The 19,519-nt window shown below is 51.1% G+C and carries 24 protein-coding genes; 11 read left to right on the plus strand and 13 right to left on the minus strand.

Annotated elements, in window-relative coordinates; all coding sequences use genetic code 11:
• Positions 1-2: 2 nt before the first annotated feature.
• From QN379_RS02625 to QN379_RS02670, 10 genes are all read left to right on the plus strand, one after another.
• Positions 3-890: a branched-chain amino acid ABC transporter permease gene (locus QN379_RS02625; RefSeq protein WP_323505918.1), complete on the plus strand. Its 888-nt coding sequence runs from the start codon at positions 3-5 to the stop codon at positions 888-890.
• Positions 890-1,969, plus strand: coding sequence for a branched-chain amino acid ABC transporter permease (locus QN379_RS02630; protein WP_416348517.1), 1,080 nt, complete (start codon positions 890-892; stop codon positions 1,967-1,969). Before QN379_RS02625 ends, QN379_RS02630 begins: the two co-directional genes overlap by 1 nt.
• Entirely contained in the window at positions 1,962-3,062 is a 1,101-nt protein-coding gene (locus QN379_RS02635; protein WP_323505919.1) for a flavin reductase, read from the plus strand. The genes QN379_RS02630 and QN379_RS02635 overlap by 8 nt, the downstream gene beginning before the upstream one ends.
• Before the next feature lie 53 nt (positions 3,063-3,115).
• The gene (locus tag QN379_RS02640) at positions 3,116-3,991 is read left to right on the plus strand and encodes a cyclase family protein (protein WP_322232905.1); all 876 of its coding nucleotides are present in this window, start codon (positions 3,116-3,118) and stop codon (positions 3,989-3,991) included.
• Between the two features lie 3 nt (positions 3,992-3,994).
• The gene (locus QN379_RS02645; protein WP_323505920.1) at positions 3,995-5,209 is read left to right on the plus strand and encodes a CoA transferase; all 1,215 of its coding nucleotides are present in this window, start codon (positions 3,995-3,997) and stop codon (positions 5,207-5,209) included.
• Positions 5,210-6,006: 797 nt separating this feature from the next.
• A complete protein-coding gene (locus QN379_RS02650) occupies positions 6,007-6,363 on the plus strand; it encodes a hypothetical protein (RefSeq protein ID WP_322232901.1) in 357 nt (118 codons plus the stop codon).
• Positions 6,364-6,499: 136 nt separating this feature from the next.
• Positions 6,500-6,751 (plus strand): hypothetical protein, encoded by a 252-nt coding sequence (locus tag QN379_RS02655; RefSeq protein WP_323505921.1) that lies wholly within the window; start codon positions 6,500-6,502, stop codon positions 6,749-6,751.
• 989 nt (positions 6,752-7,740) lie between these two features.
• Positions 7,741-8,205: an Hsp20/alpha crystallin family protein gene (locus tag QN379_RS02660; protein ID WP_323505922.1), complete on the plus strand. Its 465-nt coding sequence runs from the start codon at positions 7,741-7,743 to the stop codon at positions 8,203-8,205.
• A 28-nt stretch (positions 8,206-8,233) separates the two neighbouring features.
• Positions 8,234-8,614 (plus strand): Hsp20/alpha crystallin family protein, encoded by a 381-nt coding sequence (locus QN379_RS02665; RefSeq protein ID WP_322232895.1) that lies wholly within the window; start codon positions 8,234-8,236, stop codon positions 8,612-8,614.
• Between the two features lie 74 nt (positions 8,615-8,688).
• Positions 8,689-9,009 carry a hypothetical protein gene (locus QN379_RS02670; protein WP_322232893.1) on the plus strand — a complete coding sequence of 107 codons (321 nt, stop codon included), beginning with the start codon at positions 8,689-8,691 and terminating at the stop codon, positions 9,007-9,009.
• A gap of 717 nt (positions 9,010-9,726) precedes the next feature.
• Here QN379_RS02670 and QN379_RS02675 read toward each other — a convergent pair.
• Complete coding sequence (locus tag QN379_RS02675) at positions 9,727-11,112, minus strand: eCIS core domain-containing protein (protein WP_323505923.1); 1,386 nt, start codon at positions 11,110-11,112, stop codon at positions 9,727-9,729.
• 270 nt (positions 11,113-11,382) lie between these two features.
• Between QN379_RS02675 and QN379_RS02680 the strand changes: the two genes are divergently transcribed.
• Positions 11,383-11,952 (plus strand): recombinase family protein, encoded by a 570-nt coding sequence (locus QN379_RS02680; RefSeq protein ID WP_323505924.1) that lies wholly within the window; start codon positions 11,383-11,385, stop codon positions 11,950-11,952.
• Positions 11,953-12,732: 780 nt separating this feature from the next.
• On the opposite strand, the gene QN379_RS02685 is transcribed toward QN379_RS02680, so the two are convergent.
• From QN379_RS02685 to QN379_RS02740, 12 genes are all read right to left on the minus strand, one after another.
• Complete coding sequence (locus QN379_RS02685) at positions 12,733-13,107, minus strand: hypothetical protein (protein ID WP_323505925.1); 375 nt, start codon at positions 13,105-13,107, stop codon at positions 12,733-12,735.
• Positions 13,108-13,259: 152 nt separating this feature from the next.
• Complete coding sequence (locus tag QN379_RS02690; RefSeq protein ID WP_323505926.1) at positions 13,260-13,598, minus strand: hypothetical protein; 339 nt, start codon at positions 13,596-13,598, stop codon at positions 13,260-13,262.
• The gene (locus QN379_RS02695; RefSeq protein ID WP_323505927.1) at positions 13,595-14,119 is read right to left on the minus strand and encodes a hypothetical protein; all 525 of its coding nucleotides are present in this window, start codon (positions 14,117-14,119) and stop codon (positions 13,595-13,597) included. The genes QN379_RS02690 and QN379_RS02695 overlap by 4 nt, the downstream gene beginning before the upstream one ends.
• 38 nt (positions 14,120-14,157) lie before the next feature.
• Positions 14,158-16,821 (minus strand): DUF927 domain-containing protein, encoded by a 2,664-nt coding sequence (locus QN379_RS02700; RefSeq protein ID WP_323505928.1) that lies wholly within the window; start codon positions 16,819-16,821, stop codon positions 14,158-14,160.
• A complete protein-coding gene (locus QN379_RS02705; protein ID WP_323505929.1) occupies positions 16,818-17,012 on the minus strand; it encodes a hypothetical protein in 195 nt (64 codons plus the stop codon). The genes QN379_RS02700 and QN379_RS02705 overlap by 4 nt, the downstream gene beginning before the upstream one ends.
• The gene (locus QN379_RS02710) at positions 17,009-17,227 is read right to left on the minus strand and encodes a hypothetical protein (protein WP_323505930.1); all 219 of its coding nucleotides are present in this window, start codon (positions 17,225-17,227) and stop codon (positions 17,009-17,011) included. Before QN379_RS02710 ends, QN379_RS02705 begins: the two co-directional genes overlap by 4 nt.
• A complete protein-coding gene (locus tag QN379_RS02715; RefSeq protein ID WP_323505931.1) occupies positions 17,224-17,625 on the minus strand; it encodes a hypothetical protein in 402 nt (133 codons plus the stop codon). The genes QN379_RS02710 and QN379_RS02715 overlap by 4 nt, the downstream gene beginning before the upstream one ends.
• A complete protein-coding gene (locus QN379_RS02720) occupies positions 17,625-17,831 on the minus strand; it encodes a hypothetical protein (protein ID WP_323505932.1) in 207 nt (68 codons plus the stop codon). Before QN379_RS02720 ends, QN379_RS02715 begins: the two co-directional genes overlap by 1 nt.
• Complete coding sequence (locus QN379_RS02725) at positions 17,828-18,280, minus strand: hypothetical protein (RefSeq protein WP_323505933.1); 453 nt, start codon at positions 18,278-18,280, stop codon at positions 17,828-17,830. The genes QN379_RS02720 and QN379_RS02725 overlap by 4 nt, the downstream gene beginning before the upstream one ends.
• Positions 18,277-18,570 carry a helix-turn-helix domain-containing protein gene (locus QN379_RS02730; RefSeq protein WP_323505934.1) on the minus strand — a complete coding sequence of 98 codons (294 nt, stop codon included), beginning with the start codon at positions 18,568-18,570 and terminating at the stop codon, positions 18,277-18,279. Before QN379_RS02730 ends, QN379_RS02725 begins: the two co-directional genes overlap by 4 nt.
• Positions 18,567-19,256 (minus strand): Rha family transcriptional regulator, encoded by a 690-nt coding sequence (locus QN379_RS02735; RefSeq protein ID WP_323505935.1) that lies wholly within the window; start codon positions 19,254-19,256, stop codon positions 18,567-18,569. The genes QN379_RS02730 and QN379_RS02735 overlap by 4 nt, the downstream gene beginning before the upstream one ends.
• Positions 19,253-19,516, minus strand: coding sequence for a hypothetical protein (locus QN379_RS02740; protein WP_323505936.1), 264 nt, complete (start codon positions 19,514-19,516; stop codon positions 19,253-19,255). The genes QN379_RS02735 and QN379_RS02740 overlap by 4 nt, the downstream gene beginning before the upstream one ends.
• Positions 19,517-19,519 lie beyond the last annotated feature (3 nt).

Below are 19,519 nucleotides of genomic sequence, written 5' to 3' on the forward strand. Positions count from 1 at the left end.
TTATGACAGAATTCTTTGGTGTTTCCGTGCAGGCACTGTCTGGGCAATTAATGATCGGTGCTATCAACGGTGCCTTCTATGCCATGCTCAGCCTTGGTCTGGCGGTTATCTTTGGCTTGCTGAACATCATCAATTTCGCGCATGGTGCGCAATATATGATGGGTGCGTTTTGTGCGTGGTTGTTACTCAACTTTCTCGGGCTAAATTATTGGATGGCGCTGGTGTTGACGCCACTTATCGTCGGTGCGAGCGGAATGCTGATTGAGCGCTATTTGTTACGCCATATTCAACAACTTGACCATGTGTATGGTTTGTTACTCACTTTCGGTGCAGCGCTGTTGATCGAGGGTGCTTTTCGCCAACTATTCGGAGCGGCCGGGTTGCCGTATGCCACTCCCGCGCTGTTGCAGGGCGGGCATCATTTAGGCTTTATGTATTTACCTACTTATCGCGCCTGGGTCTTCATCTTTTCTATCGTGGTATGTGGTGCTACCTGGCTGATGATTGAGAAAACCAAACTAGGGTCTTACTTGCGCGCGGCCACTGAAAACCCATCATTGGTTCAAGCCTTTGGCGTGCGCGTGCCGCGCATGATGATGCTGACCTACGGTTTTGGTGTGGGTTTGGCTGCATTGGGTGGCGTGTTGGCCGCACCTATTTATCAGGTCAGCCCGATGATGGGAACCAGCACTATTATTGTGGTGTTTGCAGTCGTCGTGATCGGTGGCATGGGTTCAATCGGCGGGGCGATTTTCAGCGGCTTTGCGCTCGGTTTGGCGGAAGGTTTGACCAAGGTATTTTATCCACAGGCTTCCAGTACGGTGATCTTCGTAATTATGGCGCTGGTATTGCTGATCAAGCCTGCCGGGTTGTTTGGGAGGACTGCATGATGGTGTCGAATGTAAAAGCGTTGATGCAATCCGATCTTGCACAAAAAAATGCGCCACTGATCATCGCCGCTTTGATGTTGCTGCTTGCGCTGGTGAGTCCTTTTATCGGGCTCTATCCGGTCTTTATGATGAAGGCCTTGTGTTTTGCGTTGCTTGCTGCAGCGTTCAATTTGCTGTTCGGTTATGGCGGCTTGCTGTCCTTCGGGCATGCTTCGTTTTTTGGTACTGCGGCCTACGTAACCGGCTACACAATGAAGTATTGGGGCATTAATCCGGAGGTTGGGATTGTGCTTGGCACACTGGCTGCGACGGTACTAGGTGTGGTGTTCGGCTGGCTGTCGATTCGACGTCAAGGTATTTATTTCGCGATGGTGACGTTAGCGTTGGCCCAAATGCTGTATTTCTTCTATTTACAGGCTGGTGGTTTTACTGGTGGCGAAGATGGCATTCAGGCGATCCCGCGCGGTCATCTTTTTGGCGTCATTAACCTCAACCAACCCTTGGCGATGTATTACACCGTGCTGGCGATCTGTATCGGTGGCTTCGCGCTGATTTATCGCGTCGTGCATTCGCCATTCGGTCAGGTACTCAAGGCAATTCGTGAAAATGAACCGCGGGCTATTTCGTTGGGTTATCGGGTTGAGCGGATTAAGTTGCTGGTGTTTGTCTTGTCGGCTGCGCTGGCTGGACTAGCCGGTGCGACCAAGACGCTGGTGTTTCAGCTTGCGACACTCAACGATGTTAACTGGTCAGTATCTGGCGATGTGATTCTGATGACGTTGGTTGGCGGCGTAGGTACGCTGTTTGGTCCGATTATCGGGGCTTTCGTGTTAGTGGTGATTAGCACTTACCTTGCCGGTTTTGGATCATGGGTCACAATGATTCAGGGCGCGATCTTTATTGTTTGCGTCATGTCCTTCCGGCGTGGCTTGTGTGGTTGGGTTGCCGACCGATTCGAGATCGCACGTTTGCCTTTGGTGGGAAGCGACCCTTTGGTTGCAAATGTGGTCAAAGCCGGCTTTCGCCGTGCGCTTTCCGAACCCTCTATTCCATTGAAAGATACCAGCCTCCATGAGTGATTCTTTGTTAGCATCGCCGCAAGTGTCGCCGCAAGTGTCACCCATTGATCCAGCCGAGTTGCGCCGTTGCCTTGGAGCCTTTGTCACTGGCGTGACGGTAATCACGGCGCTTGATGAGGACGGTGCACCAATCGGCATGACGGTCAATTCGTTCAATTCGGTCTCGCTCGATCCACCGCTTATCGTCTGGAGCGTGCGTACCAATGCGACCAGTTTTCCTGTGTATAGCAAAACGAAACGGTTTGTCGTCAATATATTATCGGAAGAGCAAGTCGATGTCTCTAATCGCTTCGCTAAATCCGGCCCTGGTCGTTTTGAGGGGATCGCTATCACGCCGGGCATCGATGGCTTGCCGCTCATTGATGGTTGCTCGGCATATCTTGAATGCAGCACTGAAGCCACGTATCCGGGCGGCGACCACTTGCTTTTTCTAGGCCGTGTTGATCGCATTCTCGGGACCTCGCGCAAGCCGCTGGCTTTTGGCGCGGGCAAATACATGGTCGTACATCCGCATGCGCCCAACGCTGACTTGGGCTCCGGTAACGTCGCCACATTGAACGCTGTTCAGTTAGCGCGGCCTTGTCTGGAAGAGTTGAATCGTGAAACAGATAAAACTGTCGGTTTAGGCGTCTGGGGCAACCTTGGCCCGACCCTCATCTGGTGGGTAGAAGCACGCCAACCGCTTGATGTGCGCTTGCGTTGCGGGATGGTGTTACCGTTACTGGGTTCTGCTACCGGCAAAGTGTTTGCTGCCTTTTCAGCGCCACAGTTGACGGCACGCTATCTGGACGCAGAAATCGCCGCGGTACAACATATTCCCGATTCGCCATTTAACACCCGTGCAGCGGTGGAAGAACACTTGGCGTTGGTGCGCGAACGCCGGCTGGGGGCGATAGATGATGCGATCATGATCGATATCAATGATCTGGGCGTGAACGCTGTCAGTGCGCCCGTATTCGATGCTTCGGGATCGATTGTGCTGGCGCTGACGATGATGGGCGCAGCAGTGTGTTTTACTCCGGATGATCCGGCGGTAGCGCGTTTGAGCGATGCGGCACGGCGCTTGTCGGTACGCTTGGGTTACCGGCCTTAATGAATTTGTAGTGGCGCGTTGCGCCAACCACCCTCACTTGAAGAAAGAATACGATGATTGAAAATACATGGAAGCGCTGGGGCGACGACGACGAACGTGGCGCGCTGAATTTTATCGGACCGGATCAGGTGCGCCGCGCCACCGGATTGGTGCAGACAGGTGAAGTATTACGTCTTGCACAATTGCTATCGTCAAAGACGCCGGTGCCTGCTCATCGTTGTGGTTTGCAACATTTTATGGGCCGTGATGGTGGTGATTATGCTGCGGGCGCGGGGCGTCCTGAAGGCTTCCAGTTTGCTGAAGACTCAGTCATCATGCCATTGCATATCGGTACTCACGTGGATGCGTTGTGCCACGCGTGGTATGACGATGAACTATATAACGGTTTTTCCAGCGACACTATTCGCAGCACTACCGGCGCTTCTAAATTAGGCGTCGAAAAGATGCCACCTATCGTCACGCGCGGTGTGTTGCTTGATCTGGTCCGTTTAAAAGGACGCGTATTGGTTCCGGGCGAGGTGATCAGCCGCGCCGACCTCGAAGCCGCTGCCGCTTTGGCCGGTCTTCAGATAGAGCAGGGCGATGCAGTATTACTGCGCACAGGTTGGCTGGAATCGCAAAAAGGCGTGAAGAATGTCTCCTTTGACGTTGAGCCGGGTATTGACGTCGAAGCTGGACGCTGGTTGGCTGAGCGCGAGGTTGCAGTGGTGGGTGCGGATAACTTCGCGGTAGAAGTGTTGCCGTTTGCAAAGGGAACAGTATTTCCGGTACATCAATTACTGATCCGCGATTTTGGCGTGCCGCTGTTGGAAGGCCTAATGCTTGATCCACTGGTTGCCAGCGGTCGTTTTGCGTTCTTATTCGTTGCCAGCGCGCTGCCGATTGTTGGCGCTACCGGTAGTCCTCTCGCTCCCGTTGCGGTGCTGTAGACCATGAAAAATTCTACCAAAAAGCGGCCACTTGACGGTATCCGCGTACTTGAAATAGCATCGATGGTATTTGGCCCTGTGGCGGGACAGTATCTCGGCGATATGGGTGCCGATGTGATCAAGCTTGAGCCACCGGAAGGCGATTTAACCCGCTCAATCGGACCGCGCCGTTCGCCGCGCATGGGCGCATTTTTTCTGACAAGTAATCGTAGCAAGCGCAGTATTGTGGTCGATTTGAAGCGTCCGGAAGGGCGCGAAATCCTGCATCGCTTATTAGCCAAAACGGATGTGCTGTTGCACTCAATGCGCACACCGGCAGCCGCTCGCCTTGGGCTTGATTACGCCACGCTCGCCAAAACCCATCCGGGTCTGGTGTATTGCCACGTTACCGGTTATGGCGACGATGGTGAGTATGGTGGACGTCCTGCTTATGATGACATTATTCAGGCTGCGTCAGGTCTGGCAATGTTGCAGGAGGTAGTCGCAGGACAGCCACGTTACATCCCGACAATTGTCGCTGACAAAATTAGTGGCGTCCATGCGGCTTATGCGATCGTGCTCGCGATGATGCACCGTCTGCGCACTGGAGAAGGTCAGGAAGTGGAAGTGCCGATGTTTGAAACCATGGCCTCGTTCAATATGATCGAACACCAATGGGGGCATATTTTTGAGCCGCCAATCGGTGACATGGGATATGCGCCCGTAGTGGCTGCGGCCCGCCGACCATATAAAACGCTTGATGGCTATTTGTCTTTGCTGCCGTATTCGGATTCGCACTGGCGGCGGTTCTTTGAGTTGGCAGGTGCGCCGGAAATAATGGACGATCCGCGTTTTACGCTGTTCGCCTCGCGTCAGCAACATTTCCGTGCAGTATGGGATGAGATTGAGCGTCAGATAGGCCTTAAAACCAATGCCGAATGGTTACGTCTGCTGACGCCGGAAGATATTCCGTTCTCCCCAGTTAACAGCATTGAAGACCTGCGTGAAGATCCTCATTTGAAGAGTGTCGATTTCTGGAGTGTGCAAGAGCATCCGACTGAAGGTAAATTGTTGATCGGACGCAATCCTTTACGCATGAGCGCTTCGCCACCGGATGTCACACGCTTGCCACCGGGATTGGGTGAGCATAGTGCGGAGATTTTGCGCGAATATGAATACGACGAAGAAAGCGCAAAACGCTTGCTAGCCCCGGGCGGAGTTTGTTCTTCCAATTTGTAGTCAATGACGGTGTTGGCGCTTTTATTTTACTTGTATTGAGTAACTGCGTTACCGACGGTAAATTAAGTCATGCTGATTTTTAAATCAGCATGACTTTTTTTGTTTTTATTCTACTTTTTATGCTTAATTGTCAAATTTGAAAAAGTTGCTCGTACATCGCTTTACGGCTTCATTCGCATACTTTGCAAAGGGTTACTTTGCAGGGCGCCGCACCTATTGTCATCACCGATGTAATTTGTCACTCATCGTCCCATTTTTTTCCGCGATGGCTGGTCTCGTATGTGAGTAAGGCGCGTTACTGACATCAAATGCACAATCCGCTCTTGAATGTCGGCACGTTACCGCGATTTTCACCAAATCTCCTACCTCATCCTTATCGAACTCCTACTTAAGTATCAGTGTTTAGCTGATAGTGATCATCCGGTAATCTATTATGATTTGTCACAGTAAGTGAAGTGAGGGCTTTGCATCACGCGTCCGCAACAAAAGATGGGGGCAGTGTGCGAGCGCAGCGATGCGAGAGTTGATGTGACATTTACCCGATGTGTATCTGGCAAACATCAACCTATACAGGAGCCAGAAACCTGTCACGAATTTGGGCCAACAGAAAAAGTCATCTGATGCCATACCTAATACACAAGTATCTGCTGAGTATTAAAGCGCCTGTTGCAGTGCTTCTTAAAGTGCTACTAGGGCACTAAAAGACGACACGTTTTTTATTACGCCATCGTGGGCTTTTAAGAGCCGACTAATTACGCGACCTATGCCATCTTATTTTTTTAATATTGGAGAAGATCATGGACACAACGCCAGAGCTTACCAAGGTTGTAGACCAAACCGGTGACGGTATTAATGGCATGGTTAAAGAGAAGAGTGCGGACCTTCACAGTGCGATTGATAAGGCTTCCGACACAGTGCGGCCAGCCATTGATCGCATGGCAAATGGTGCACACACGAGTGTCGACCAAGTATCCAGCGCACTGACCGACGCCACAGAGTCGCTTACGCAACACACGCGCGAACTGAGTGCTGCCTATCAACGATTTGCGGATACTGGACGCCAATATGTCCGCACCAGTCCGGTTGTAGCGGTTGGTATGGCCTTGGCTGCCGGTTACTTAATTTCCAAATTATTCAGCGGCAAAGATCATTAAGTTATTCAGTGACTTTTCTATCGCCACGCGGTGTGCGGTGCTGAGCAAGGAGTCTACTTTTTTCGGTGAAACACAATATTAATGATTCTCCGACGGTTTGCACCTCGTAGTGTGCGTTTTTATATTGGAGCGAAAAATGAAGAAATATCTTATGAGTCTTGCAGTATTGATGGCTTTCGGTTCAGGCGCAGCGATGGCTCAAAACGCACCTGCAATGCCAAATAGCAGTATGGGGACAGATGCATCCTCGAGCGGCGCGATGGACAACGGTTCAATGGCCAATCCAACTACGAAAAAGAAGACAATGAAGAAAAAGATGCATAAAAGCACGATGGATAAAGAGGGTATGGACAAAGATGGTATGGATAAACCCGATACTAAGCATTGATTCAGGTATTTTTATCTGGTCAGCAAAGTTTTAGGCGCAGTATTGTTTGGCGATGCGCCGTCTATGCATGGTTTGCTTCCAATCTTAGGGGCCAAACTTTCATTCAGTAAGTGAGGCGACTGTCGGACAATATTACTGTGATGCGTTGCTGATTACGCAGACCCAAAGAACTGCGTTTAAAAAAAACGACGGCCTATCGGATTGACATTCGCTAGGCCGTTGATGCGTTTGTGTGTTGAAGTATTTCTGGCTTTGAACAAAAACAGGGATGACTTTGCTCAATGCAAGCATACGCATGCGTTTCTTATTGTTCTTCAAAATTTTTCACGGACAGGATGGTCAGCTTCCCTTCGCCATTTTGGGTGACACAGGCTCAGGATTTCCCACAATGGCCCTAATAATTGCTTTGGTGTGATTCTTGAGGTAACTAATGGGCCTTACTCGAGTTGAGAGTTTCATGCTCAACCTTTAACACAAATTGACGAGGGCTAATGTTAGTTCGAATCAAGGCCTATACATACTATTGTTATTTGCCATTTTGCAACTTGCCCAAGGGAACCGCACCCGAAACGGATGCAAATATGAGGCTTACCTTATAGTAAATCTATAAAACTTTGTTATTGATTAAAAAATTCCTTGCACCTTCAGGTTGGGAGACAGTAATTAACTATCGTCTCATTCCTCTCGTTTTTTCAACAGCCCTTTACCAATGATCATAAGGCGCAAAAAACCGCTACCGGCGAAGGTATGGCCGTCTTTAGAAGCGAGCGAAATTTTTAAATAAAAAGCTTAAATGGACAAGTGTCCAAACAGCTACATATTTGAAATAGGGGGTCTTGAAACGCGTTTAGGTGGATCCTATATTGGAAGCGGTGGAGGAATTATCCGCGTAGTAGCGGATAATTTGCCAATCGGTCGAGAGTTCCGCGATAGTCGTAAGCGAATCTTTCGTATTTATTTTCTGATAAATGGAAAGGAGTGGATGCATCATGTTCTCGTCTTCTATGCAATTTCCCAATAATTTATTTTCTGAGCTTGGCGATATTCAACGCCAGTTTGAGCAATTTTTTGGGGTGGTAGATTCGCCTTCCAGTATTCGTGCGGTACGTCGTGGCACGTTTCCGTCCATCAATATGTGCACTACTGATGACGCCATAGAAATCTACGCATTAGCACCCGGGATTGATACCTCTAAACTAGAACTCACCGTCGATAAAGGGCTGCTCATCATCGCAGGTGAACGCAAAAGCGCGGTGCCCGCGGACCGGCAGGAAAAACTGAGCATATATGCTCGTGAGCGTTTCAATGGCGCATTTAAACGCGTCATTAGCCTGCCAGAAGATGTAGACGCCGAGAATGTCAATGCTACGTACAAAAATGGGGTGCTGCGTGTCGTCATTGCGAAGCGAGAATCTACGAAACCCCGCCGCATCGAAGTGCATAACGTTATTTAACCGATTGTTATCGAGAGGAGGATTCGACATGGATACCAAACAAGAACTAGCGCAGTACAAGTCCAATATCAACGATGAAAAATCCTTATTTCCGCTCGTTGATGTAATCGAGGATGAAAATGGCATCACGCTCACAGCCGACTTGCCAGGCGTCACCAAAGAAAACCTAGCGATTCGAGTAGATGCGGACCTGCTAATCATTGAGGGCGCCTTAACTTTAGGAGAGGGGGAAACTGTAGCGCCAGTCTATGCCGAAATTCGGGCGGCACATTACAAGCGCACTTTTACTTTAAGCCGCGAACTGGATGCGGCGCAAATTGCTGCATCCATTAATGACGGAGTCCTGACGCTTCACATGCCGAAGCTCGAACAAGCCAAACCGCGAAGAATCGAAGTGAACATTTTGTAGCGATCTAATGGTTGTATGTGATTAACTTATTTGCCCCTGACCTTCGTGTCGGGGGTACATCGGGGAGGAGCGAAATGCGCACCTTATTACTCCCAGAGATAGTTAAAACAATCAAACGAAAACTGCGCCATATTCATTATCGGCACTTATTTGAAAGTAAGTCAGATCAGCTTCTTGAGTTGGAAGAATTGGCGCTGGAGTCATTCGAATTAACGCATCAACTCAATAGCAACTTACTACGCATGATCGAAATTGAGCGTTCCCTTAATACTGCAACAGAGCTAGCAAACTCAAGGGAAATGCGCACATGCCGGCGACTATTGAAGAAAATCCAGGAAGTGAGCGGAGTGGAAGATGCGATGCTGATGAGGCAGCCAAAGTTCCCGAGTGAGTAACATGACGGAAAGCGTAAGAGAATTCCGATTGAGATGCAGGGCTAAACAAACATGCATTTTGGACACTGGCTTGATCTGCGACCTAGTACGCATCTCGACTTTGCGGTATCTGGATCATTCCCACTAATGGCCATTTGCAGCACGCTCGATCAATCTTATTTAAAGTTTGATCAAGAATATTCATGAAAGCGCCTGATCAACGATCTTGGGATACCTAGAAATTGCGGCTGAAAGTGCTGCACCACGGCGTCAGGTAATGAATGTAGATTGCGAAGGCACATGGGCGATTTATAGGCCTGAACGTTATAAATTTCATGCATGGTTTGCTCCAGGGTGACGCTAGTCATCCGCAATCTTTACATGATATTTTCGTAAGAGATTAAAGTAAAAAACAATTTTTAGGAATATTTTAAGATTTTAGGCCGGAATGCAAAAACGTCGCAGAACCAGTGTTTACTTGGTTTGCGACGCTTTATGCTGACCTATTACTATGTTTCTTGGTGCGAGAGCCGGAACCGCAAAAACAACACAAACCCTTATGGGCTATGGCTCTATTGATTATTTATTTCAATTATGGATGCAAATATGGATGCAAAAATATTTGCTAAAGCCTTTGTGCCTCTTTTAATCAGAAAATTTCCGCTGCTTTTCGAGGCTCTCGCCTTTGCTTACGGGCGGCATTAAGCTACCGGCAAACGCCTTTGACGAAGAATTTGCCTAATACTCCGTGCGCAGCGGTAGGTTCATTTTGGCCCGAAACGCATTCTCCGTCAGCACGAAGTCTGCCCATTGGCCAAGTCCGACGGTACTGGCCTCCTCAGCGGACACGGTCCCGGCACCTGCGCCGTTATCCACTTGCTGCTCTTTCTGGACCGCGTTCCACGGGTCGAACTGGAAGTGATAGGTGTGGATCAGCTCGTGGACCAATTCAATGGCCGTAGCGCCTTCCCTGAGAAGGATTTCACCGGCGCTGGCGTTGCCCAAGTGAGCCTGTTCCGCGTTGCTTGGCCTCGCGTCGTTGGTTTTCTCGCCAAAAAAAATATTGACGTCCCCTTCCTGAATGATCTTCCCTATCAAATAAGAGCCGATGCCATCGCGGTCAGGCTGTGCCGCTTCCACGATAGAAAATTTCGGTTGACCATACGCATCTTCGCCCACGATATTCAAATTTAGTTGCGCGTCCTGACTTGGAGGAAGGCCAACTCGATAAGCTCCATTGAGAAGGTTAAGCGCGTTCCGTATCAGCTCTGCTCGCCCGGAAAAAGTCAGGCGGCGCTGGATTAGCCCCGCGCCGTGGGGCTTCCTTTCAGTCGCCGTCTGGGTCATAGCCTGATCATGGTCCGCTGGCGCTGCAGCGCCTAATGCGCGCGCTCCCATCACATCGGCTTCGTGTTCCAGCGCCACATCGTCGTTAATTGGCAGGTCGCGCCGCATTTGTATCGTTGGCCGGACCCGGCCTTGCGCCTGCTGCACCACGTGCCACGCCTCATGCGGCAAATGCTGCTCCTGTCCTGGTCCAAGATGAATATCACTACCCTGCGCATACGCACGAGCATTCAACTGTGCCGGTTGTGATGAGTTGTAATGCACCTTGACGTGATCCATCGACATGCCGGACATCGATTCGATGCCGGATTTAAGCTGATCGGGAAGACCGGTATTGTTGGGTTTTACGGCTGGCGCTTGGGTTAATTGGGCTGGCGCGTCAGAAAATGATTTTGCCTGTACTGGCGATTCCAGTGCTTGCGCGGGTTCTGGGCTGTCGTGCGATGCTTGATCCTCCTCCCGTTGGACCGTGCCACCAAATAGCGCATCCATTTTCTGACGCTGCGCCACCATCCGAGGGCTATTCTGGATGGCGTTCATTTGCGCTTTTTGTTGCACCACGCACGGACTGTTGTTGATCATGTCGGCAAATGCCTTCTGCTGCAACACGCGGGGGCTGTTGTTGATCATTTCTTGCAGTTCGCGCTGCGCTACTGCTACCGGTCGATTGTCTACAAAGCCACCGTCCCGCGTTGTCTGCATGGTAGGTGCACGCTGGGCCGTATCAGATTGTCGTATCTGATCTTCTTGCACAGGTGCTTGCAGTGGAGCTTTCATCTGGTCTCATTCTCGTGGCGATATTGATACTTTGATATTAGCCGGAGTCGCTGATGAAATGCAACTAATCGTTGGCTTTGCGAATGCATGAGCTTCCTGTTCAAAAACGACCGTATATGAACAGGTGTAAAACAGCCCGTTTTTGAGTGTTCAAATAATAGTATTTTACATTTTGAACATGTTCATATATATTCACACCCTTAATGAACGCCTTTAGACGCCCTCGTATGACCATAGACGACTACGGACAACCCACTTTAAGGACGCAACATGTCAATCTTTGCTTATAGCCGTGTCAGCACGAAAGACCAGACGACTGCCAATCAGACGCTGGATATTGAAAAGGCTGGCTATAAGGTTGATTACTGGTTTGCGGACGAAGGCGGCAGCGGCAAGGTGTCGGCCAGCCAGCGCCCCCAGTTCAAAGCGTTGCTCAGTCAAATACGCGATGGGGAAACGCTGGTGGTCTCAAAACTGGATCGCCTGGGCCGTGATGCTCAGGACGTTGGTGCAACGATCAAGGCACTCGCCAAACGTAAGATCATGGTCATCGTCCTGCAACTCGGCAAACTCGATCTGACTTCAACGGCGGGTAAGCTCATGCTGACCATGTTGGCCGCCGTTGCTGAGATGGAACGTGATCTGTTGGTTGAGCGCACACAATCCGGTCTTGCACGCGCCAAAGCTGAAGGCAAGGTATTGGGGCGGCCATCTAAAACGACTGATGCGCAACGGGCTGAGATTGTCAGTCTGCATAAGGCTGGATCATCGATCAGTGCCCTGGCTCGAACCTACGGCATATCCCGGGCCAGCATCATGCGGGTGACTGGTGGATTGTGAATTAAGAGGTAAACCCTGATGGGGAAATAAATTGTTAATCAGTACACTCATGGTATGGAAAATACGATTACTCAGATCGATCAGGTGATTCTTAACCTCCTTGCACAAATGGGTAGGGATCGCCCTAGTCGATCTCGCGCTACCTTAATCATAGCTTTCGCCAAACACTTATCCTCGGTATCTGGCAAAGTTAGTCCGGAGGAAATAGCCCAGTTCATAGACTTGGGGGCATCACTATTTCGAGCCGGTACCAAAGAAAACCGTTAAAAGTCCCAGTTATTTATCTGTTCTCAGACGTATATTGCCCATTTGGGGTAGTGTTTCGCAGAACCGGCAATACCGTGGATACCAGAGTGGATACCACGCGTTTGGATACCGCTATTCCGGTGTCACCTGTCTGCTGCGTACCCCAGTTTTGCTGTTACACCGGCTGTTACAGGCGATCTGTTACAGATCAGGCGATGGTCCGAACATTTCCCAAACTGACGGTCTCGAAAATTGCGTGCACGCTTGATTCCGCGTTATAGCGCGAAGCTCGCCGCGAACCATTGATTCTGATGCACTTCGTCATTCGTCAGTATGTGCGTCAAATGCGCGCCAGGGTGCGCACCTATTCGCGCAAAAGTGCCGCTTGATTCGGCTTTATCGTTTCGAAGTTAAGCCACCTATTTACCCCATTGCTCCTATGAGGAAAGGGAAATTAAACGTTGCGCAACGTTCGGCATTTATGCGGCTTTACCTGCGAAGTTACTGCGCGCTATGTGCGGCGTTATTTTTCCCTCATACCGTGGTAACCAAGATGGTACCCGGCTGTTTAGTAACCGCCTTTCCTGTCGCAACCTGAGTGGCAACCTCCCGCTTGGCAACCAGCGCCTGACCATCGTTGGGCCTCGTCTGGGCGATTCGCTTCAACTCTGCCACCCGCTTATAAATAGCAACCTGAGCCGCCATGGGCAGGGCTTTAAACGCTTTATCGGCTTCCAACAGCATATTGGCGACGATCCTGATTTCTTTATTGCGCTCGCTGCATCGCTTTCTGATCGCTGCCTCCGATATGCCGAACTCGCGGCCCAGTGCCCGGCATGACTCAAAATTAAGCAAACGCCGGGTTATTTCATGCCACTGAGCATCTGTAAGTAATGAAGTTCGCCCCATGTTCTGCCCTATCTGACGGTCTGAAATATTATGTTTGCCCTCGCGTGCGGCATGGTCCCGTAATCAATTACGATAGCATCGGCACTAACCGCCATCAGGCTAACTAAAAAGGGTGCCCTAGATTGAGGCACCCTATGCGGATAGAGTCGAAGTCAGCCGTCTACGTCTTTCCTCCTGAATCGTTCCATAGCCTCACTGTATGCCTGTTCTCCGGCTGCGTCACTTGCCGCCTGTGCCATTTCACCTAATCGGGCTGATCGCTGCTTGCGGGTCAGCATGGTGATGAAAATATCTGCCTGCTTGAACCCGCCCGTTGCCGCTGCTTGGAGAATGTCCGCGACAAATTCACCGGTGCGCGTTCTGGCCGCTCCTGTTAGCTCGGGGTCATTACCGTAGAACATATCGCCAAGGATCAGCAATACGCCTGCCTGAGTCATATCAAACCCGTTGCCATTGTCGGTGAACATCGGTGGTGCGCTTTTTGTCATCATTGGGTCAACCTTTTAAATAAGTCCATCACATCAATGTAGGCCGCTTCACATGCTGCGATCTGGCCGGATACAACTATTGCCGCCGCTTTATGGATCGCCTCGTCAAAGCGCATTCCATCGGTTTGCATAAAGTGCCACGCCAAATTGTTGACTCGGTGCAATTCGTCAGCCGGATAGCCTGCATCAATTTCGGCTTGCACGCGATCGAACTGGAATTGCGTTAAAGCACTTTCCGTTAATTCCCTGTGTATTTGTTGCTGATGCTGTTTTTGTGCGGTTCCACTGGTTCCAGCGGTTCCACCCCCTGCGGAATAGCCACCAGCTTGGTTCTTGGTGGAACCAAAGTTAAAAAGTAACGTTTTATGGTTTGGTTCCACTGGTTCCACTTTGCCCATGCTGGAACCAGTGGAACCAAAACGGTTTTCGGTCGTTTTACGTTTTGGTTCCACTAAGAATGGCTCTGGGCTTGGCTCTCCGAAGGGTGGAACCAGTGGAACCGCTGGAACCACACTTTTTTGCATGTTCCAACAATTCGTTTGAAAAGCATCGTTCCACATGATTATGCCTCCCACATTTTTGAGGTGAAAACGTAGCACCGGGTTTTACCCATGTCCGGCAATCGCTTGCTTTGTGCTGCCCGGGTTGGCCCATCCGGTTCGAGCCATCCAGCCTCAATTAAAACCTTATTGACGGTTTTCATGTCAAAGCCGGAACATACATCCCGTTTGTATGCTTCAGTCAGCACCCAGTATTCTTGCCCTCCGTCTACCGTGGTGCGAAACCCGGCCCGGTTGCTGGTGACGCGCCCGGATGTATCTCTGGTATCGGAGAAACGTGATTCACCGTGGGACTCAAAGAAAGCCTTCACACTGGATAGGATGGTGTTCTTTTCCAGATTGCCACCACCGCCGCGTCCATCGAGCCACGACTTAAACAATAGTCCCGCCGCTGCGACGCCATCGCCTTGCTGCCAGCCGGTAATACCTGCACCGGTCGCATATTCGCCAGCAATGGCAATAATGGCGAACCGACTACAGACGCGTTCCGCCTGGCCGCCCGCATCAGCGGGTAGGTGGGCACGAACAAAGCTGGCCATGGCTTTTTTTAGCTCCAATGGGAAACTCTCCAAGTCGCGTGTCAGATGCTCCAAGAAAGCAATGGCAGGGGTCCCGTAATAAGCGTTTGTCATCCCCTTGATGGCATCGGACAATTTGGCCCCGCCCTCATAGCCGTGCAACTCTTCAAATAGGCCATGCCCGATACCAGCGTCCGCGGCAATGTCGATCATGCGGACTTCTTGGCCCGCCTTCGTCACTTTGCCGCCATCCAGCATGTGCTGTGACAGGCCAATCTCGCCAGAACTAAGGATCATCAAGCGCCACGTTTTACGCTGCCTGGCTTCCCCTGTGCGACCGGCGCGGCCCTTGCCGGTACCGTTGCCGATCATATAAACAATGCTCCCAACTTCCTTAGGCTCAACCTCGGCCATCTCGTCCAAGATCAGCGCCGCATCGTTATGTAGGGCGCAAGTACCCTCCAAGGCGTTGCCAGTTGCGCGCCAGCTTTGTTTAAATGAGGGACTTCCATAGACCGAAGCGGCAACCAGTTGCGCTGTACTTTTACCGGTTGAACTACTGCCGACAAAATGAACTCCACCGGAATCTTGTTCTGCAAGGCGCAAAATCATTCCGGCAAACGCCGCGGAAACCGCGAAGAGCAACCGGCTATTGCCGATACACAGACGCCCGACGTTATCGCGCCACTCATCGAGCGTGCCGCTTTGGACGTACTGGCAAGGCGTTTTATTGTCCGACTGATACAGAACGATCTCGTTACTGTCGCCTATCGTCCGGTCAGGCATGACAAACACATTGTTGAACCACCCAGTTTGCTGCACGCACCGCGCCCGGTCCTTCGGATTGCTCTCGGTCAGATATTCGAGCAACTTGTTTCTGGCACCGAAGCCCGATCCGATTTCCAGCCCCAAACGGGATAACTCGCGGCGCACGTCTGCACCATCACCCGATAGCATCTCCATCGGAATGGCCCATTGATGTTGCACGCCGTCTGCGTCTTTGAACTCAATGACGCGGCCCCAGTTCTCGGACGACCTGTCCCGAATCATGGCCTTGACGTACATTTGGGCACATACGCGGATCGATTTTCCTGTGTCCTCGTTCGCGTGATAAACGCCGGTATTAGAAATGGTGAATCCATACGGTAAACCGGTTTTTCTTTTCATCTCCTTTCTTGCGTCTGCCTTGGGTGCATCAGCCGGGGCGTCCACTGCAACGGCGTGGTCAATGATCGCTTGCACCGCTGCGTTGCCCTCGGCCTGGTGTAGGTCGTTAAAATCCGTGTGCGTTACGTCGTCGCCTTGAAACACCGGTACCGCCAGCGCGCCCGATACGGCTTGCGCTGCTTTGGTTGCCTTGGTGAGACCGATATTTTCCGTATCCTTGAAACGGTCGTTATCGGCACACACGATGATCCGGATTAGCGGTAATTTACCGCGCAAGGTTTTCGCTACCGCTTCCAGATTGCCAGCATCGAACGCTACCGCTACCGGATGGCCCGTGACTGCGTGCAAACTGGCTGCGGTAGCAAACCCTTCAGCGATCAACAGCGTATCAATAGGCACACCGCCAAAGCTGTAATAACGACCGGCTTTAGTGCCACCGCTTTTAAACTTCTTACCGCCGTCCGCATCAATAAATTGCAATGTACTGATAACGCCGTTGCCATCGCGGGCAGGAATAATCAAGGTCCGCTTATCCTTGAACTCTTTCAAACCATAAGGCTTGATTCCCTTGCGTTGGCAGTATGGATTATCGTCGGTAGCAGGTCGGGCGCTATCCCAAATGGCTTGGCATTTTGCCGCCGCGTCAGCCGTCCGTTTGATGCGTTCTATCTCTGCCGCAGCCCTGGCTTCTGACAGTTGATTGGATAGCTCAATGCGTTCAATTGGGGTTAGTGAGTCACGTGATTTACTGCACCACGTTTGCGTCTCACCGGATCTCCAATCGCCATATGCGCCACCGAAAAAGCCAGTTCCCGCATCGCCACCCTTAAATACATACCATCCACTGGTGCCGCTTGGCTTCTCGTCCCTGCCGGGGCAACGATGCATCAAACCGTCTGCAATGACTTCATCGGGTTGCAGGCCATCTGCTTCAATCGCGTTGCGGAATTGGTCTACCGCGTTATCGATAGTGGCGTTCAATGGATGGCCTCCTTTTTGGTGTCCGGCGTTGAAATACGAACGATGACAGCTTTGAACGTTCCGCCGCGCCGGTCTGCAATATCCTTCTGGTTGGTCTTGATGAAACGCCGTGCCTCGGCCTGCGTAGCAAAGGGAATCGAAGCGCCGCCAAAGCGAACGGCCCATGTTGTCTGTATGAGAGTAGGCATCATTTAACCCCTACTTTAGCGCTGACAACCAAGGTCAGATGACGCGGCACGCGTGCTTTTTCCTTAACTGAGGCCGCAACAAATTTAACTACAAATGCCCTGTCAGCAATATTCATTTTTTTGAACAAATGCAATAGATTAGTTTTTTGCTGTGTGAGGGCCTCAAGCGGCTCAACTATGGCTTCGACTGACAGCGAAGGGGTGAGTGTCTTAGTCATTGCGCGCTCCTTTTTTGATGCGCAGCTACCGCGTCGGTCATCAACTCACCAATGTCGCGCATCAGTTGGGACTCGACTGTCAGGTGTCTAATAATTTCACCAATTGCCGAAATCGTCCCGCCGTCAATACTCATACTCTCATTACAGGCTGCGATAGATAGGACTTCACCAATGGCCTCTAATCCACGCGATATAGCTTCGGCTGCATTGTCCGCATGGTTAGCGATTGCTTCAGCTTGCAATGCCGCATCGGCGGTTATTGGCGCGTAAGATGAAACGGCATCATCAATATTTTTAAGCAGAAAGCCCAGCTCATACGGCGCACGACCAATATTGCGGAAATGCGGATTAGATTTAGGCATAACCGGCGCTTGCATTGGGGTGGTGGTCTTAGCCATTATTGTGCGTCCTCAACGATGCTACGTGCAACAGAGGCCAGTTCTGCCAATAGATACGCCGCATCACAACAGACTGCATGATCTAAATCCCCGTTTACCGACGCTTCAGCAATCATTCGGCTGACTGCTTCCATTCCACCTATGAGGATCAATAAAGAGCCACCAGTAGAAAAATTATCTTTCAGTGCTTTAGTGGTGGTGCTCATGCTGCACCGCCAATCAGTGCAGACAGGTCGATAGAAACATCGGTGGCAAGCTCATGGCATTGCGCCAAAGCGTTTTTCTGGTTGGTCGCGTTCAGCATCTCAAACGCAAATAGCATCGATGCGATTGCCGTCGATTGCCGAGTCAGGCCTTGGATTATTTGTGAACGGGATTGGGTGGGCGTGGTGGTACGGCTGAGCATGTTGTGACTTCCATAGGTAGCGATAAAGCCGCTCCCCGTTCTCAAGCGGGGTGGGCGACAAAGACAGGTTGAGAAACCGGTACCTACAGCAACCGGCAGGCCGAAGCCTCCCATCAATGCCGCCCAGTGAAGGCGCAACAAAGGTACACGCACGTAAAAAAACGGCATTGCGCCGTTTGTGCGCTGTAGGTAATTCGGGTTCTCAAGCCCGGCCCCCTCTTTTTCGGGGACACTTTGAGTGTACATCATGATTTAGTTACCTGCATAGTCTTACTGTGCAAAACATAACGACCGGCGATGTGATGCGCTCCACATTCGGTTTCCAATGATTCCATCACGGTGGTGATGCGATGACCAGCGGCTCGCAATTCCATGATGCGGGCCGGTGGACAATAGCTATCCAGATAACGCCGTGCCTCATCGGTCGTCACACTACCAAGCTGCTGCAACGCGGTCAGTAAGCGGATGCGCTGCGGTTCGCATGATGTGCCAGGGTGTAGGTGCAAGATGGCGGCCAGCTTCTTGATGCGGGCGGTCATTGGGTAATCCTCGAACGCTTAGCGCGTAATGAATCCAAGTAGGCCGGTAACGTTGCTTTACGCTCGTTATATGTGCGGCCTCGGGCTATCCATATGGCATTACGTGCCTCGATCTTTTCCATGCAACCGAGATCCACTTTTTCCATCTGGTCACGGTCAACAGATTCAAAGCGCCCGAACATTACCCAGTTCACCAGCTTGGCCTCGTTGGCATAATGGAAGGCACTTGTATACTTTCCGTCGTCTTCTCTGGTTTCCTGTAAAGCCATACTCATCATCTGGTAACCGGTCGATACCTTTTTCCGTGACTGTGACCAGTCGCCGGTCTGTTTGGACATCTCGTCACGCATCGCCAGGAATGCATCAACAAGTCGAACCTGGCCGATGCGGGAGTTTCTGCCTCCGATAAACGGCATGGCGATCAGTGCACCGCGTTCGGTCAATTCGATCATTCGGCGCTTCTTTCCCTGCGCATCAGAGTAAAAGGCCTCCTTAGATTCAAGGTGGCTAACCGTGCCGTCTCCTTTCAAGTCATCCAGATGTTGCAAGACATTATCGTGCCGACGTCCGAACTCTCGGGCGATTACCAGCGAGTCAGTAACTGGCTTGCCTTGATACAGATGCACGATTGTGGCCTGAGCTGACGCACTCACCATTGCCGGAAGCCTGGCGATACGGGCGGTCATTTAACCTCCACGCTATAGTTCAGCGGGTCAGCAAAGAAGCGGTGTAGCTCGCGGTTACTGTAGGCGGTGCAACGAAGGGAAAATTTGATTGCTTGCGGTGCCTTGCCAGCTTTCATCAATTGCCGGTACTTTTCCCGACACACGGGGGAGAACTGGGCTATCTGATTCCAGCGGCTCATGCCATCGAGCGGGAGGGATAGGGGCAGGGTATCTGCCAGGGTTACTGCTGGTGGTGCGGGTGAAACTGTTTTGATGACCATGAT

It is taken from the genome of Glaciimonas sp. Gout2, assembly GCF_035018905.1.
GTDB lineage: Bacteria > Pseudomonadota > Gammaproteobacteria > Burkholderiales > Burkholderiaceae_D > Glaciimonas.

What these genes read in the sequence shown, in the direction of transcription:
- QN379_RS02685 (WP_323505925.1), bottom strand. Translation starts at nt 13,107, where the DNA reads ATGGGGCGAACTTCATTACTTACAGATGCTCAGTGGCATGAAATAACC.
- QN379_RS02660 (WP_323505922.1), top strand. Translation starts at nt 7,741, where the DNA reads ATGTTCTCGTCTTCTATGCAATTTCCCAATAATTTATTTTCTGAGCTT.
- QN379_RS02665 (WP_322232895.1), top strand. Translation starts at nt 8,234, where the DNA reads ATGGATACCAAACAAGAACTAGCGCAGTACAAGTCCAATATCAACGAT.
- QN379_RS02635 (WP_323505919.1), top strand. Translation starts at nt 1,962, where the DNA reads ATGAGTGATTCTTTGTTAGCATCGCCGCAAGTGTCGCCGCAAGTGTCA.
- QN379_RS02695 (WP_323505927.1), bottom strand. Translation starts at nt 14,119, where the DNA reads ATGCAAAAAAGTGTGGTTCCAGCGGTTCCACTGGTTCCACCCTTCGGA.
- QN379_RS02720 (WP_323505932.1), bottom strand. Translation starts at nt 17,831, where the DNA reads ATGAGCACCACCACTAAAGCACTGAAAGATAATTTTTCTACTGGTGGC.
- QN379_RS02730 (WP_323505934.1), bottom strand. Translation starts at nt 18,570, where the DNA reads ATGACCGCCCGCATCAAGAAGCTGGCCGCCATCTTGCACCTACACCCT.
- QN379_RS02715 (WP_323505931.1), bottom strand. Translation starts at nt 17,625, where the DNA reads ATGGCTAAGACCACCACCCCAATGCAAGCGCCGGTTATGCCTAAATCT.
- QN379_RS02680 (WP_323505924.1), top strand. Translation starts at nt 11,383, where the DNA reads ATGTCAATCTTTGCTTATAGCCGTGTCAGCACGAAAGACCAGACGACT.
- QN379_RS02670 (WP_322232893.1), top strand. Translation starts at nt 8,689, where the DNA reads ATGCGCACCTTATTACTCCCAGAGATAGTTAAAACAATCAAACGAAAA.
- QN379_RS02655 (WP_323505921.1), top strand. Translation starts at nt 6,500, where the DNA reads ATGAAGAAATATCTTATGAGTCTTGCAGTATTGATGGCTTTCGGTTCA.
- QN379_RS02630 (WP_416348517.1), top strand. Translation starts at nt 890, where the DNA reads ATGGTGTCGAATGTAAAAGCGTTGATGCAATCCGATCTTGCACAAAAA.
- QN379_RS02735 (WP_323505935.1), bottom strand. Translation starts at nt 19,256, where the DNA reads ATGACCGCCCGTATCGCCAGGCTTCCGGCAATGGTGAGTGCGTCAGCT.
- QN379_RS02690 (WP_323505926.1), bottom strand. Translation starts at nt 13,598, where the DNA reads ATGATGACAAAAAGCGCACCACCGATGTTCACCGACAATGGCAACGGG.
- QN379_RS02725 (WP_323505933.1), bottom strand. Translation starts at nt 18,280, where the DNA reads ATGATGTACACTCAAAGTGTCCCCGAAAAAGAGGGGGCCGGGCTTGAG.
- QN379_RS02740 (WP_323505936.1), bottom strand. Translation starts at nt 19,516, where the DNA reads ATGGTCATCAAAACAGTTTCACCCGCACCACCAGCAGTAACCCTGGCA.
- QN379_RS02710 (WP_323505930.1), bottom strand. Translation starts at nt 17,227, where the DNA reads ATGACTAAGACACTCACCCCTTCGCTGTCAGTCGAAGCCATAGTTGAG.
- QN379_RS02650 (WP_322232901.1), top strand. Translation starts at nt 6,007, where the DNA reads ATGGACACAACGCCAGAGCTTACCAAGGTTGTAGACCAAACCGGTGAC.
- QN379_RS02645 (WP_323505920.1), top strand. Translation starts at nt 3,995, where the DNA reads ATGAAAAATTCTACCAAAAAGCGGCCACTTGACGGTATCCGCGTACTT.
- QN379_RS02675 (WP_323505923.1), bottom strand. Translation starts at nt 11,112, where the DNA reads ATGAAAGCTCCACTGCAAGCACCTGTGCAAGAAGATCAGATACGACAA.
- QN379_RS02625 (WP_323505918.1), top strand. Translation starts at nt 3, where the DNA reads ATGACAGAATTCTTTGGTGTTTCCGTGCAGGCACTGTCTGGGCAATTA.
- QN379_RS02705 (WP_323505929.1), bottom strand. Translation starts at nt 17,012, where the DNA reads ATGATGCCTACTCTCATACAGACAACATGGGCCGTTCGCTTTGGCGGC.
- QN379_RS02640 (WP_322232905.1), top strand. Translation starts at nt 3,116, where the DNA reads ATGATTGAAAATACATGGAAGCGCTGGGGCGACGACGACGAACGTGGC.